The following is an 11,785-nucleotide window of genomic DNA, read 5'->3' on the forward strand; positions in this document are numbered from 1 at the left end:
CAATTGCTTCGCAACCAAAGCTACAGTAGAGGTTGCAGTGTCCTCCGCTGGTTCCCGCTTGGGTGTTGGTGTCCTGCCGGTGATTGTGGTGTGTCTGCAATTGCCCCGACGCTTCCCTTGCGTCTGGCGTTTTCGCGCCGACGGCACCTGTTTGTTCTGACGATCCACCCCGTCCTTCCTTTCGTACCGGAGCCCTCCCATGTCCAAGAAGCGCAAGCGCATTAGCCGTCGTCGCCTGGCAGGTCAGCGGGTCCTGGCCCATGTGCCAACCCATCACCTCGAAACCGGTGAGTACAAGCCCGTGACCGCTGCTCGTCGTTACATCGCTGAGGGCGGACTGGTGCCTCCGGCGTTGCTGAATGTGCGCCGCAATGAGCACACCACCGACCGCTTCTTCTGGGGTGAGAAAGGTCTGTTCAGCGCTCAATACGCCGAAGAGAACCATTTCCTCTTCCCCTCATTGCGCACGATTGTTGATTCCATCGGTGAAGACAAGCTCTTCGAGGGGCTCGAGCTTGGCGCTGATGATTGGGAGGAAATGGAGGAGTACGAATACGCCTTCGTTTGATCAGGCGTTCTCCAGAACACGCTCGATAAACATCAGGATCGGCTGCACCGTCTCATCCGGGATGGTGTGGCCGTTTTTGAATGGAACTGTCTGACATTGATCGGGCTGCAACTGTGCAGCGATCGACTGCATGGCCTGGAACGGCACCACGGGATCGTCTGAACCATGCATCAGCAATACGGGGGGATGTTGCTGGGGCGGAGCCCAATTGGGGTGTGGATAGCCGCTGCAGCTGATCAGCCCTGCGATCGGCAGGGCGCAGCCGCCTTCCAGGGCCATGGCTCCCCCCTGGGAAAAGCCGAACACCACCGTTCGTTCGAGTCCAAGGCCTGAGCTGCTCAGGCTCTGAAGTTGAGTCTTGAGGCGCTCAACGGCCGCGGGCACGGCATCCCACTGGGCTGGGAACAGGCCGTACCACTGACGCCCTCCCGGTTGGTCGGGATGGAGCTCAGGAGCCTCCAGGCACACCACATCAAGGGTCTTGGAACACTCTCGCGCCAGGCGATCGCCCAGGGGTTTGAGATCCTCTCCGTTGGCTCCCCAGCCGTGGAGCAGCACCAGCCGGCCATCCATGGGGCATGAGCATCACTGCTGCGTAGGTTGGCTCACGACCCAGTCACGACCCTTCGATGGCTCCTGTCGCTCTGCTGAGTGTTTCCGATAAGTCCGGGCTGGTGCCCCTGGCGGAGGCCCTGCATCGGACCCATGGCTATCAGCTGCTCTCCAGTGGGGGCACGGCCAAGGTGCTCGAGCAGGCCGGCCTTCCGGTGACCCGTGTGTCGGAGCACACCGGGGCTCCAGAAATTCTTGGCGGTCGTGTGAAAACGCTCCATCCAAGGGTGCATGGCGGGATTCTGGCCAAGCGGGGTGACGCCTCCCACCAGGCTGATCTTGAGCAGCAGAACATCGCCCCCATCGATGTGGTGGTGGTCAACCTCTATCCCTTCCGCGAAACGATTGCTCGACCTGACGTCACTTGGGATCAGGCGATCGAGAACATCGACATCGGTGGCCCCGCCATGGTTCGGGCGGCCGCCAAAAACCATGCTGATGTGGCTGTTCTCACCAGTCCTGACCAATACGACCGTCTGTTGACCGCCATGGCGGAGTCGGGCGGGAGCGTGCCTTCGGAGCTGCGGCGCCAACTGGCCCTGGAAGCGTTTCAGCACACGGCGTCGTACGACACGGCGATCAGCCGCTGGATGGCCGAGCAAACCGCCGCAGAAGACAGCCCCTGGCTGGAGGCGGTGCCGCTGCGGCAGACCCTTCGGTACGGCGAAAATCCCCACCAGAAAGCGCGTTGGTTCAGCCATCCCAAACAGGGTTGGGGTGGGGCCATTCAGCTGCAGGGCAAGGAGCTGAGCACCAACAACCTGTTAGATCTCGAGGCGGCCCTCGCCACGGTGCGGGAGTTCGGCTACGGAGCCGATGGTTCCGCACCGGCCTTGCAGCCTGCCGCCGTGGTCGTCAAGCACACCAACCCCTGCGGTGTGGCGATCGGAACTTCCATTCCTGCTGCACTGACGCGTGCCCTGGATGCCGATCGGGTGAGTGCCTTCGGCGGCATCATCGCCATCAATGGTGTGGTGGAAGCCACGGCGGCCCGTGAGCTCACCAGCCTGTTTCTGGAATGCGTCGTGGCACCGGGCTTCACGCCCGAGGCACGGGAGGTGCTGGCGGCCAAAGCCAATCTGCGCCTGTTGGAACTGGCTCCGCAGGCCATTGACCTCGCCGGCCCCGATCACGTGCGCAGCATCCTGGGTGGTCTCCTGGTTCAGGACCTCGATGACCAGGCGATCACGCCGGCCGACTGGACCGTGGCCAGCCAGCGGCCGCCCACACCGCAGGAAAAGCAGGACCTGGAATTTGCCTGGCGCTTGGTGCGTCATGTTCGCTCCAACGCCATCGTTGTGGCCAAGGATGGGCAGAGCCTCGGCGTGGGTGCTGGTCAGATGAATCGCGTGGGCTCAGCGCGGATTGCCCTGGAGGCTGCGGGTGAGAAAGCCCAGGGGGCTGTTCTGGCCAGTGATGGTTTCTTCCCGTTTGACGACACGGTGCGTCTGGCTGCCAGCCACGGCATCACCGCCGTGATCCATCCCGGCGGAAGCATGCGCGATGCCGATTCGATCAAAGCCTGCGATGAGCTCGGCCTGGCGATGCAGCTCACGGGGCGCCGCCATTTCCTGCACTGACGCTGGTGGGGGCCGCCGGCCCCCTAGCCTCGCGGCACTGAAGAGTCCCCTTCAATGCTCGCCACACTCCCCTTCAGCCTCAATTTCGCTCACCCCCTAGCGGAGTGGGGCCTGCTCGCCGTTGGTGGTTGGGCGCTTTACCTGGGAATCAAGGCCAAGAAAACGCGCACCGGTACCCCAGAACAGCGCAAAGAACTGGTGCCGAAAAAGTTCGCCCAGCGCCATTACCTCTGGGGCAGCATCCTGCTGGCCGTGATGACCCTCGGGACCCTGGGCGGCATGGCGGTTACCTATCTGAACAACGGCAAGTTGTTTGTTGGTCCGCACCTGCTGGTGGGTCTGGCCATGACCGGGATGATCGCCGTTGCCGCCTCGCTCTCACCCCTGATGCAGCGTGGCAATGTGATTGCTCGCAAGGCTCATGTGGGCCTGAACATGGGCATGCTCACGCTGTTCCTCTGGCAGGCCGTCAGCGGCATGGAGATCGTCAACAAGATCTGGACCAACCGCTGAAGATCGTTCAGAAGGCTGCCCGCTGACGGGGCGGGCAGCTCAGGCCATGGGCGGCGTGGAAATCTTCCTGGACCTTCCAGGTGAGCCGTCGTGAAATCTGACGGACAATCTGCTTGAGCAGATGATCACCACTGCTCTGGACCAACTGATCCGGGAGCATGGTGATCACCTTGGGTAGACGGATCCAGACCTTGAGATCCAGGTCCCATTGGACGGAGGTGTGCTCCTGTTCGGGGATCAGGCGCATCCCCGCGCGGAAGTCGACGTCGTAGTGATGGCGCAAGGCGAGCGACTGCGGCACGGTTCGAACAGTTTCGATCCGGTAGATCCCTTCCTGCTGTGGCAGCAGTCGCAGAGCGATCGTGGGTTCCACCTCGAAGCCGAAGTTGCCGAACCGCCCCAGGGTCAGGCTGTAGGACTGCCGATCGATCGCCTCAACCTGCATCGGGCTGGCACAACGTTCAAACCAGCTCTGATGGTCATCCAGGTAGCGAGCCACCACCGCTTGAGGCGCCAGCATCTGCATCGAATCCTCGAAGTGGCTGCTGTAGCAGCGCACTTGCGGGTCGGCACCGTGCAGCTGATTGTCGGTTTCAGTGGGCGACAAGACCGTCACGGATGGGGAGCTGCCGGCGGAGGGCGATTAAAGATGAACCAATGTAAAGCTCTCTGCGCTTCAGTATTCGCTCAATCGCATCAGTTTTTCGATCACCTCTTCCACCGCCCGATCCGGGGTTGAGGCACCGGAGGTGATTCCCACCCGCACAGGGCCACTAGGAAGGAAATCGCCCTCACGACAGAGTTCTGCTGCCAACGGTTTGTGCTCGATCGAATTGGTGCCGACATCGATGCGCTCGGGCGTGTCGATGTGGAACGAGCGAATCCCACGGCTGACGGCAATCTCCTGCAGGTGGGTGGTGTTGGAGGAGTTGAAACCACCGATCACCACCATCAGGTCCAGAGGTTCATCCACCAGGGAGAACATGGCGTCCTGACGCTCCTGGGTGGCATCGCAGATGGTGTTGAAGGCTAGGAAGTGGTCGTTGAGTTGAGTTGGACCATATTTGCTCAACATCGTGCGTTCGAATAGGCGGCCGATCTCTTCCGTTTCGCTCTTCAGCATCGTGGTCTGGTTGGCCACGCCCAGACGTTCGAGATCCCTATCGGGATCGAACCCTGGAGAGCAGGCTTTGGCAAACCGTTGAATGAAGTCATCTCGGTCCCCGTTGCCGAGGATGTAATCCGCGACGTACTGGGCTTCCTCCAGATCGAGCACCACCAGATAGGTGCCGGCAAATGAGCTGGTGGCCAGTGTCTCCTCGTGCTTCACCTTGCCGTGAATGATCGAGGTGAAGGTGTGCTTCTTGTGTTTCTCCACGGTGTTCCAAACCTTGGACACCCAGGGACAGGTCGTGTCAACGATGTGGCAGCCCCGTTCATTCAGTAGCTGCATTTCCTGAACGGTGGCACCAAAGGCCGGCAGGATCACAACATCACCGGAGGTGACGCCTGAGAAGTCCTTCACTCCCTGTTCGACAGGGATGAACTGCACATCCATTTCCCTGAGGTGATCATTCACGGAAGGGTTGTGAATGATCTCGTTCGTGATCCAGAGACGCTCGCTGGGGTAGTGCTTGCGGGTCTCGTAGGCCATTGCCACAGCCCGTTCAACACCCCAGCAGAAGCCGAAGGCTTCCGCCAACCGGACGTTGAGCCGGCCGTGTTCCAGTCGGTAGCCGTTGTCCCGGATCGTGCCGATCAGGCCGCTTTGGTAGGCCTGCTCAAGGCTCTCCGCCACTTCCTCGGCGCGCCCGAAGCCTCGCCGGTTGTAACGCTCGGAATGGTGGAGGGAGCGCTTGAAGGCGTGGGTGTCCATGGAGGGCGCTGGAGTGGGGCAACTCTATGTGGCCTGAAGCGCTGCTTAAGGCCGTAAAAAAGCCCGGCCATTTGGCCGGGCTTGAGGACAGCAACAGATCCGACGAGGAATCAGTTGTTGGTGGTGGAGAAACCGGCGTAGGCCTCCATGCCGTGTTCGCCGATGTCCAGGCCTTCGGACTCTTCCTGTTCGGTGACGCGGATGCCGCCGAAGAGGGAGCCGATGATCTGCCAGGCGATGAAGCAGGTGACCACGGTCCAGATGGCATAGGCAGCAGCACCCAGAGCCTGGATGCCGAGCTGGTCGATGCCGCCGCCGACCAGCAGGCCGAGGCCGGAGCCGTCGCCCTGGACGTCGTAGCCCCAAAGACCGATCACGATCGTGCCCCACACGCCGCACACACCGTGCACGGAGAAGGCGCCGACGGGGTCGTCAATGCCTGCGGCATCGAGAGCGGCAACGGAGAAGACGACGATGATGCCGCCCACCAGGCCAGCCACCCAGGAACCCGTCAGGGTGAGGTTGCCGCAACCGGCAGTGACGCTCACCAGGCCGGCCAGGATGCCGTTGATGATCATGGTGAGGTCAGGCTTCTTGGAGGTGATCGTGGAGATCACCGTGGCACCGATGGCACCACCGGCAGCGCCGAGGGTGGTGGTGACGGCCACGTAGGGGACCCACTGGTCCATGGCCAGCTGGGAACCGGGGTTGAAGCCGTACCAGCCGATCCACAGGATCAGGGCGCCAAGGGTGGCGATGGACATGTTGTGGCCAGGGATGGCCTGAACCTTGCCGTCGACGTACTTGCCGATGCGGGGTCCGAGCAGCATGGCGCCGACGAGGCCAGCCCAGGCGCCAACGGAGTGAACGATCGAGGAACCAGCGAAATCGATGAAGCCCATTTCGCTGAGCCAACCACCGTTCCACTGCCAGCTACCGGCAATCGGGTAGATGACTGCGGTGAGCACCAGGGCGAAGATCACGAATTCGCCGAACTTGATCCGCTCAGCCACAAGACCGGAAACGATCGTGGCCGCCGTTCCGGCGAAGGCCGCCTGGAACAGGAAGTCAACGGTGGGAACCAGGCCTGCATCGCTGATGGTCTCAGCGGTGACGGTCGGGTCGAAGAAGAGGCCCCCGAAATAAAGCCAGCCGTCGATGACGGAGTCGCCGTACATGAGGGAGTAGCCCACGAACCAGTAGGCGGTCACCGCGAGGGCGAACACAAACAGGTTCTTGGCGAGGATATTGACGGCATTCTTTTGCCGGCACATGCCTGCTTCGACCATGGCGAAGCCGGCATTCATGAAGATCACCAGGATGGTGGCGACCAGAAGCCAGAGGTTGTTGGCCAGGAAAGCAGCGGAGAGCTCAGGCAGCTCTTCGGCCTTGGCCGACAACGTGAAGATGCCAAGGCCCATGAGCGCCAGGGGCGCGCAGGCGAGCCAGGTCATGGCGCGGTTGGAGCTGAAGCCACGGATGCCCTTCAGGAGCAGCATCGGGCCTTCCAGGAGGCTTGCCTCCTGCAGTGTTTTGCGCCGCCTTTGTGGTGGCGCGTGGAATGCAGTTGTCATGAACGAGGGTGCAGAGCTGCGTGAGGCATCTGGAAATGTTCCCAGATGAACACACCTACCGTGCCTTGGGGTGGCGCACTTTCGTGTTCGATCTGCTACCAAAATCAATCTAGGTGGACTAGACGTGTCCCCTGCCAGTGCACCGCATCGGCGCTGAAGCTGAAGCAGCACGGCAGAACTTCCACACCGCTGTTGGTGGCCTGGCGGAACAGCTCTCCATAGCGCGGATCAGCGCTGTCACCGGGAGCAAAGGCAGTTACGTCCGGCCGGCTGAGGCAGGGCACCAGCACCGCCCGCGCGTCCGGAAGCACCCCCATCAGCTCAATCAGATGCTTCTGCCCCCGTTCGGTCACCGTGTCGGGGAACAGGGCCGTGCTCCCGTCGGTCCAGGTGGTGTTCTTCACCTCCAGATAGATCGGTCGTTGATCAGGGTTCTGCGCGGATGGCGTCAGCAGGAGGTCGATCCGGCTGCGTTTGTTCGTGCCGTAGGCCACTTCAGCGCGGATTCCCTCAATGCTCCCGAGCTGGGCCTCCAGGCACCCTGCTTCGACCGTGGCACGAATCAGTCGGTTGGGCAGGGCCGTGTTGATGCCCACCCAGCAAGGTTGGCCATCGGCGCCTGGCACCTCGGCTTGCTCCCAGGTCCAGGACAGCTTGCGTTTGGGGGAGGGGGCGTAGCGCAGACGCACCCGTTGGCCAGGGATCAAGACTCCAGTCATCGGGCCGGTATTGGCGCAGTGGGCGGTGACGGTCTCACCGCTGCTCAGCTCTACATCGGCCAGGAAGCGTTTGTAGCGCTTCAGCAGCACGCCCTCCGTTAGGGGTTCAAAGCGCAGCAGGGCATCGCCCGGAGAGGGAAGGCCGGTCATGGCAGCAGCCGAGATTGGCCCATGGTCTCGTGTGGTGCCTCCACAATGCGCCCAATGCTGGGGGCCGAATGGCGCGTTCACTGAAGGGGATCGCACTGGTGGTGACCCTCGGCACCTTGCTGAGCAAGGTGGGTGGCCTGATTCGGCAGCTGGTGATCGCAGCGGCCTTCGGGGTGGGCGCTGCCTATGACGCCTACAACTACGCCTATGTGCTGCCTGGATTTCTGCTGATCCTGCTCGGGGGGATTAATGGTCCCTTCCACAGCGCCATGGTGAGCGTGCTGAGCCGGCGCCCTCGGGCTGAAGGGGCGCACATCCTTGCGGCGCTCAACACCAGCGTCAGTGCTCTGTTGCTGCTGGTCACCATCGTTCTGGTGCTGGCGGCGGATCCTCTGATCACCCTTGTGGGCCCTGGCCTTGCCCCCGAGCTTCACGCCATCGCACGGGTCCAGCTGCAGGTGATGGCGCCGATGGCGCTGCTGGCCGGGCTGATCGGGCTCGGCTTCGGGTCCCTCAACGCCGCCGACGAATTCTGGATTCCTGCGATTTCACCGCTGATGTCCAGCGGGGCCTTGATCCTGGGGGTGGGACTCCTTTGGTGGCAGCTCGGCGTTGATATCGCTTTGCCGTCCGCCGCCATGACAGGTGGTGTGGTGCTGGCCTTGGCCACGTTGGTGGGGGCCTTGCTGCAGTGGTTGATCCAGCTGCCGGCGTTGATCCGGCAGGGGTTGGCCCGTTTCCAACTTGTCTGGGACTGGCGGCACCCGGGAGTGCGGGAGGTGTGGCGTGTGATGGGGCCGGCGACGTTGTCGTCCGGAATGCTTCAGATCAACGTGTTCACTGATCTGTTTTTCGCCTCGGGCATCGTCGGTGCGGCGGCGGGTCTGGGGTACGCCAATTTGCTAGTGCAAACCCCTCTGGGCCTGATCTCGAATGCACTGCTGGTGCCTTTGCTGCCCACTTTTTCCAGGCTCACGGCTCCGGAGGAGCGTCCGCAGCTGATCGATCGGATCCGCCAGGGGTTGATGCTGTCTGCGGCATCGATGATCCCCCTGGGGGGACTGTTCATCGCTCTGGGTGGCCCCATCGTCGCCCTGGTGTATGAGCGTGGTGCTTTCGATGCATCAGCCGCACAGCTGGTGACGGGCCTTTTGATGGCCTATGGCCTGGGCATGCCGGCCTACCTCGGCCGGGATGTGCTGGTGCGCGTCTTCTATGCCCTTGGCGATGGAACGACGCCTTTTCGGCTCTCGCTGGCGGGGATCGGTCTGAACGTGGTTTTTGACTGGCTGCTGGTGGGTGGTCCGACCCCTTGGGGAAATCAGTCGCCGTTCAATTTCGGTGCGCCCGGGTTGGTGCTCGCCACGGTTGCCATCAATCTGCTCACCTGCCTCGCCCTATTGGTGGGTCTGCAGCAACAGATTGGCGGCCTGCCGCTGCGGCGCTGGGGGAAGGACCTGCTGCGGCTGGCCATCGCCGGAGTTCTAGCAGCGGGGGGTGCGGGGATCCTGATGACCGTCGTGCCCTGGCCGGCAGGGTTTCTGGGCCTAGTGCTGCAGGTGTCTGCCCCTGGCCTGCTGGGTTTGGCCTTGTTTGCCTTAATCGGTGCACACCTTCAGGTGCCGGAGGTGCGTGAGGTCACGCAGTTGGTGGTGGGCCGTTTCAGGGCTCGCTGAGACGGACATCGAGCTCTTCACGCACCTGAATCGGAAGTTCCAGTTGCTCGCGACCCACGAGTTGCGGGCCCTGAACAGACACGATCCGTGCCTCGATCCCAAATTCTTTAAAGGCGGTTTCCAGTTCCTGGATCAGGGCTTTTTCAACCTGAGCCTCCGCATCCACGACCCGACCGATCAGCCGTTCACCGAGGCGGCCGATGCGTTGGCGCACCAGATCTCTGGAGTTGGTGACTTCAATGATCAGCACACCAACCGCTGCGGATGGTCTGCAACCTTATCCGCAGTACGGCTCGAGGATCTCTTCAAGATCCCTCAGCTGGGCGGGGGGAATCAGCTTGGAGAGCGGCAGCTGACTGGCGCCTCCTGCCAGAGGCACCTTGACCGCGTCGAGGGCCTGCCGGGCCGCGACTTCAGCGCCTTGATTAACGCGGGCACTGCATTCGATCGCCAGGGCTGAGGCCAGGTCAGCATCGCCGAGGTAAAGATGCCAGCCGCTGATCTGCACGTAGAGGCGGTCAGCCAAAGCACTCTGAAGGTCCTGCAGGTCGCTGGCGGAGAGGGACATCAGCCCGGAAGGATCGAGGTGGGGATTGCATCCATGCTGGCTTTATTCCTCCGGCTTGGGGCGCTGAACAATCACCCAGATCAATTGGCCCAGCCACAGGCTTGCCCAGAGGCTGGTGACCCAGGTCAGGCTCCCGTCGGGAAAGGGGTGGCGCATCTCCTGCAGAAACCATCCGCCGCTGTTCACCGCGGCGAACACGCCGCCATGCAGGCAAAGGTTCACGATGCGTTCGAAATGCCGGTAAGTCGGATCCTCAGGGTTAGCGGGGCCATACCAGCGGATCGGCATTGCTCAGGCTCAGAAACACCTGAATCCTGACGCGGCCCGCACCCAGTTGACGAGCGGACCCTCGATGGGGTCTGATGGTTTGGCGCAAGCGCTTGTAGCTCAGCGGATTAGAGCATCTGACTACGGATCAGAGGGTCGGGAGTTCGAATCTCTCCAGGCGCGTTCTAACTGCCCCAGGTGGGCAGTTTTTTTTTGGTTGATCGCTCGGGCTGATCGCTGCGGTTTCTTACGATTGGTCAAAGCTTTACTGACATTTCATGGGCCAGATTTCTGGACGCGCCATCGACGCTGATCTGGCTCAGTCGGATCCGGATATCGCCGCGTTCATCAATCAAGAACGGCAGCGTCAGGAAACCCATCTGGAACTGATCGCATCGGAGAACTTTGCCTCCCGTGCGGTCATGCAGGCCCAGGGGTCTGTGCTCACCAACAAGTACGCCGAGGGGCTGCCGAGCAAGCGGTATTACGGCGGTTGTGAGCACGTTGATGCCATCGAGGAACTGGCCATCGAGCGCGCCAAGCAGTTGTTTGGTGCCGCCTGGGCCAATGTCCAGCCCCACAGTGGGGCCCAGGCCAACTTCGCCGTCTTCCTGGCCCTGCTGCAGCCCGGCGACACGATCATGGGGCTGGACCTGTCCCATGGCGGTCACCTCACCCATGGCTCCCCGGTCAACGTCAGCGGCAAGTGGTTCAACGTTGTTCAGTACGGCGTCGACAAGGAGACCCAACGCCTGGACATGGAGGCGATCCGCCAGCTGGCGTTGGAGCACAAGCCGAAGCTGATTGTTTGCGGCTATTCCGCGTATCCACGCACCATCGACTTCGCAGCCTTCCGCGCCATCGCTGATGAAGTGGGTGCCTATCTGCTGGCCGATATGGCCCACATCGCCGGCCTCGTGGCCGCTGGTGTGCATCCCAGCCCGGTGCCCCATTGCGATGTGGTGACCACCACCACCCACAAGACCCTGCGCGGCCCCCGCGGCGGCCTGATCCTCTGCCGTGACGCTGAGTTCGCCAAGAAGTTCGATAAAGCCGTGTTCCCTGGCAGCCAGGGCGGCCCTCTGGAGCACGTGATCGCTGCCAAGGCTGTGGCCTTCGGTGAAGCGTTGCAGCCTTCGTTCAAGGCCTACAGCCAGCAGGTGGTTGCCAATGCGGCAGCCCTCGCTGAACAGCTGATTGCCCGCGGCATCGATGTCGTCAGCGGCGGCACCGACAACCATGTGGTGCTGCTGGATCTGCGTGGCATTGGTATGACCGGAAAGGTGGCTGATCTGTTGGTCAGTGATGTGCACATCACTGCGAACAAGAACACCGTTCCCTTCGACCCCGAATCGCCCTTCGTCACCAGTGGCCTGCGGCTGGGAACCGCTGCGCTTACCACCCGTGGTTTTGATGCGCAGGCCTTCCGGGAGGTCGCTGATGTGATTGCTGATCGTCTTCTCAATCCTGAGGATGATGCGATTCGTCAGCGTTGCCTCGACCGGGTGGCTGCTCTCTGTGAGCGCTTCCCCCTCTACGCCGACAGCAAGCAGCCTGTTCTGGCGTGAGGCTTGGCCCTGGCTCTCGAATGGGCCGGGGCGGTGCCTGGTTGAACGGTTGCAGGCTCCCTAGGATTGGGATGACTCCTTCTGACCGGGGGATCGTCTCTTTCCCGGAGCCTG

The 11,785-nt window shown here is 62.2% G+C and carries 13 protein-coding genes and 1 tRNA gene; 6 read left to right on the forward strand and 8 right to left on the reverse strand.

Translation table 11 applies throughout. The features are described 5' to 3' along the window. Positions 1-199: 199 nt before the first annotated feature. Entirely contained in the window at positions 200-568 is a 369-nt protein-coding gene (locus SynRS9907_RS01115; protein ID WP_011363271.1) for a DUF3155 domain-containing protein, read from the forward strand. Here the strand turns inward: SynRS9907_RS01115 and SynRS9907_RS01120 are convergent, their stop codons facing one another. Beyond that, the gene (locus SynRS9907_RS01120; protein ID WP_188021557.1) at positions 569-1,141 is read right to left on the reverse strand and encodes an alpha/beta hydrolase; all 573 of its coding nucleotides are present in this window, start codon (positions 1,139-1,141) and stop codon (positions 569-571) included. 56 nt (positions 1,142-1,197) lie between these two features. Here SynRS9907_RS01120 and purH point away from each other — a divergent pair, with 56 nt between their 5' ends. Then, positions 1,198-2,760, forward strand: a complete 1,563-nt coding sequence (purH, locus tag SynRS9907_RS01125; RefSeq protein WP_188021558.1) for a bifunctional phosphoribosylaminoimidazolecarboxamide formyltransferase/IMP cyclohydrolase — start codon at positions 1,198-1,200, stop codon at positions 2,758-2,760. Positions 2,761-2,814: 54 nt separating this feature from the next. Continuing rightward, positions 2,815-3,273, forward strand: a complete 459-nt coding sequence (locus SynRS9907_RS01130; protein WP_114988117.1) for a DUF4079 domain-containing protein — start codon at positions 2,815-2,817, stop codon at positions 3,271-3,273. Positions 3,274-3,280: 7 nt separating this feature from the next. Here the strand turns inward: SynRS9907_RS01130 and SynRS9907_RS01135 are convergent, their stop codons facing one another. The 4 genes from SynRS9907_RS01135 to sfsA all read right to left on the reverse strand — a co-directional run bounded on the left by SynRS9907_RS01135 (position 3,281) and on the right by sfsA (position 7,592). Continuing rightward, positions 3,281-3,889, reverse strand: a complete 609-nt coding sequence (locus SynRS9907_RS01135) for a DUF1997 domain-containing protein (protein ID WP_115009566.1) — start codon at positions 3,887-3,889, stop codon at positions 3,281-3,283. A 60-nt stretch (positions 3,890-3,949) separates the two neighbouring features. Next, complete coding sequence (locus SynRS9907_RS01140) at positions 3,950-5,149, reverse strand: 4-hydroxy-3-methylbut-2-enyl diphosphate reductase (protein ID WP_188021559.1); 1,200 nt, start codon at positions 5,147-5,149, stop codon at positions 3,950-3,952. Between the two features lie 110 nt (positions 5,150-5,259). Continuing rightward, positions 5,260-6,723 (reverse strand): ammonium transporter, encoded by a 1,464-nt coding sequence (locus SynRS9907_RS01145; protein WP_188021560.1) that lies wholly within the window; start codon positions 6,721-6,723, stop codon positions 5,260-5,262. Between the two features lie 104 nt (positions 6,724-6,827). Further along, positions 6,828-7,592, reverse strand: a complete 765-nt coding sequence (gene sfsA, locus SynRS9907_RS01150) for a DNA/RNA nuclease SfsA (protein ID WP_188021561.1) — start codon at positions 7,590-7,592, stop codon at positions 6,828-6,830. A 68-nt stretch (positions 7,593-7,660) separates the two neighbouring features. Between sfsA and murJ the strand changes: the two genes are divergently transcribed. Further along, positions 7,661-9,268, forward strand: a complete 1,608-nt coding sequence (gene murJ, locus SynRS9907_RS01155; protein ID WP_188021562.1) for a murein biosynthesis integral membrane protein MurJ — start codon at positions 7,661-7,663, stop codon at positions 9,266-9,268. On the opposite strand, the gene SynRS9907_RS01160 is transcribed toward murJ, so the two are convergent. The 3 genes from SynRS9907_RS01160 to SynRS9907_RS01170 are packed head-to-tail and all read right to left on the reverse strand — an operon-like array spanning position 9,255 to position 10,124. Next, positions 9,255-9,518: a cytochrome-c oxidase gene (locus SynRS9907_RS01160; RefSeq protein ID WP_114988123.1), complete on the reverse strand. Its 264-nt coding sequence runs from the start codon at positions 9,516-9,518 to the stop codon at positions 9,255-9,257. The two genes, murJ and SynRS9907_RS01160, sit on opposite strands and share 14 nt — an antisense overlap. 27 nt (positions 9,519-9,545) lie before the next feature. Continuing rightward, positions 9,546-9,836, reverse strand: a complete 291-nt coding sequence (locus SynRS9907_RS01165) for a DUF3181 family protein (RefSeq protein WP_011363281.1) — start codon at positions 9,834-9,836, stop codon at positions 9,546-9,548. Positions 9,837-9,878: 42 nt separating this feature from the next. Further along, positions 9,879-10,124, reverse strand: a complete 246-nt coding sequence (locus tag SynRS9907_RS01170) for a hypothetical protein (protein ID WP_188021563.1) — start codon at positions 10,122-10,124, stop codon at positions 9,879-9,881. Positions 10,125-10,212: 88 nt separating this feature from the next. Here SynRS9907_RS01170 and SynRS9907_RS01175 point away from each other — a divergent pair. After that, positions 10,213-10,286: transfer RNA gene (locus tag SynRS9907_RS01175), tRNA-Arg, on the forward strand. Positions 10,287-10,381: 95 nt separating this feature from the next. Beyond that, a complete protein-coding gene (gene glyA / locus SynRS9907_RS01180) occupies positions 10,382-11,671 on the forward strand; it encodes a serine hydroxymethyltransferase (RefSeq protein ID WP_250397896.1) in 1,290 nt (429 codons plus the stop codon). Positions 11,672-11,785 lie beyond the last annotated feature (114 nt).

The organism is Synechococcus sp. RS9907 (assembly GCF_014279615.1).
In the GTDB taxonomy this organism is placed as follows: Bacteria; Cyanobacteriota; Cyanobacteriia; order PCC-6307; family Cyanobiaceae; genus Parasynechococcus.

Excerpts from the sequence above, each read along its gene's own strand:
- glyA (WP_250397896.1), top strand. The coding sequence starts at position 10,382 with ATGGGCCAGATTTCTGGACGCGCCATCGACGCTGATCTGGCTCAGTCG.
- SynRS9907_RS01120 (WP_188021557.1), bottom strand. The coding sequence starts at position 1,141 with ATGGATGGCCGGCTGGTGCTGCTCCACGGCTGGGGAGCCAACGGAGAG.
- SynRS9907_RS01130 (WP_114988117.1), top strand. The coding sequence starts at position 2,815 with ATGCTCGCCACACTCCCCTTCAGCCTCAATTTCGCTCACCCCCTAGCG.
- SynRS9907_RS01145 (WP_188021560.1), bottom strand. The coding sequence starts at position 6,723 with ATGACAACTGCATTCCACGCGCCACCACAAAGGCGGCGCAAAACACTG.
- murJ (WP_188021562.1), top strand. The coding sequence starts at position 7,661 with ATGGCGCGTTCACTGAAGGGGATCGCACTGGTGGTGACCCTCGGCACC.
- SynRS9907_RS01165 (WP_011363281.1), bottom strand. The coding sequence starts at position 9,836 with ATGTCCCTCTCCGCCAGCGACCTGCAGGACCTTCAGAGTGCTTTGGCT.
- SynRS9907_RS01140 (WP_188021559.1), bottom strand. The coding sequence starts at position 5,149 with ATGGACACCCACGCCTTCAAGCGCTCCCTCCACCATTCCGAGCGTTAC.
- sfsA (WP_188021561.1), bottom strand. The coding sequence starts at position 7,592 with ATGACCGGCCTTCCCTCTCCGGGCGATGCCCTGCTGCGCTTTGAACCC.
- SynRS9907_RS01115 (WP_011363271.1), top strand. The coding sequence starts at position 200 with ATGTCCAAGAAGCGCAAGCGCATTAGCCGTCGTCGCCTGGCAGGTCAG.
- SynRS9907_RS01170 (WP_188021563.1), bottom strand. The coding sequence starts at position 10,124 with ATGCCGATCCGCTGGTATGGCCCCGCTAACCCTGAGGATCCGACTTAC.
- purH (WP_188021558.1), top strand. The coding sequence starts at position 1,198 with ATGGCTCCTGTCGCTCTGCTGAGTGTTTCCGATAAGTCCGGGCTGGTG.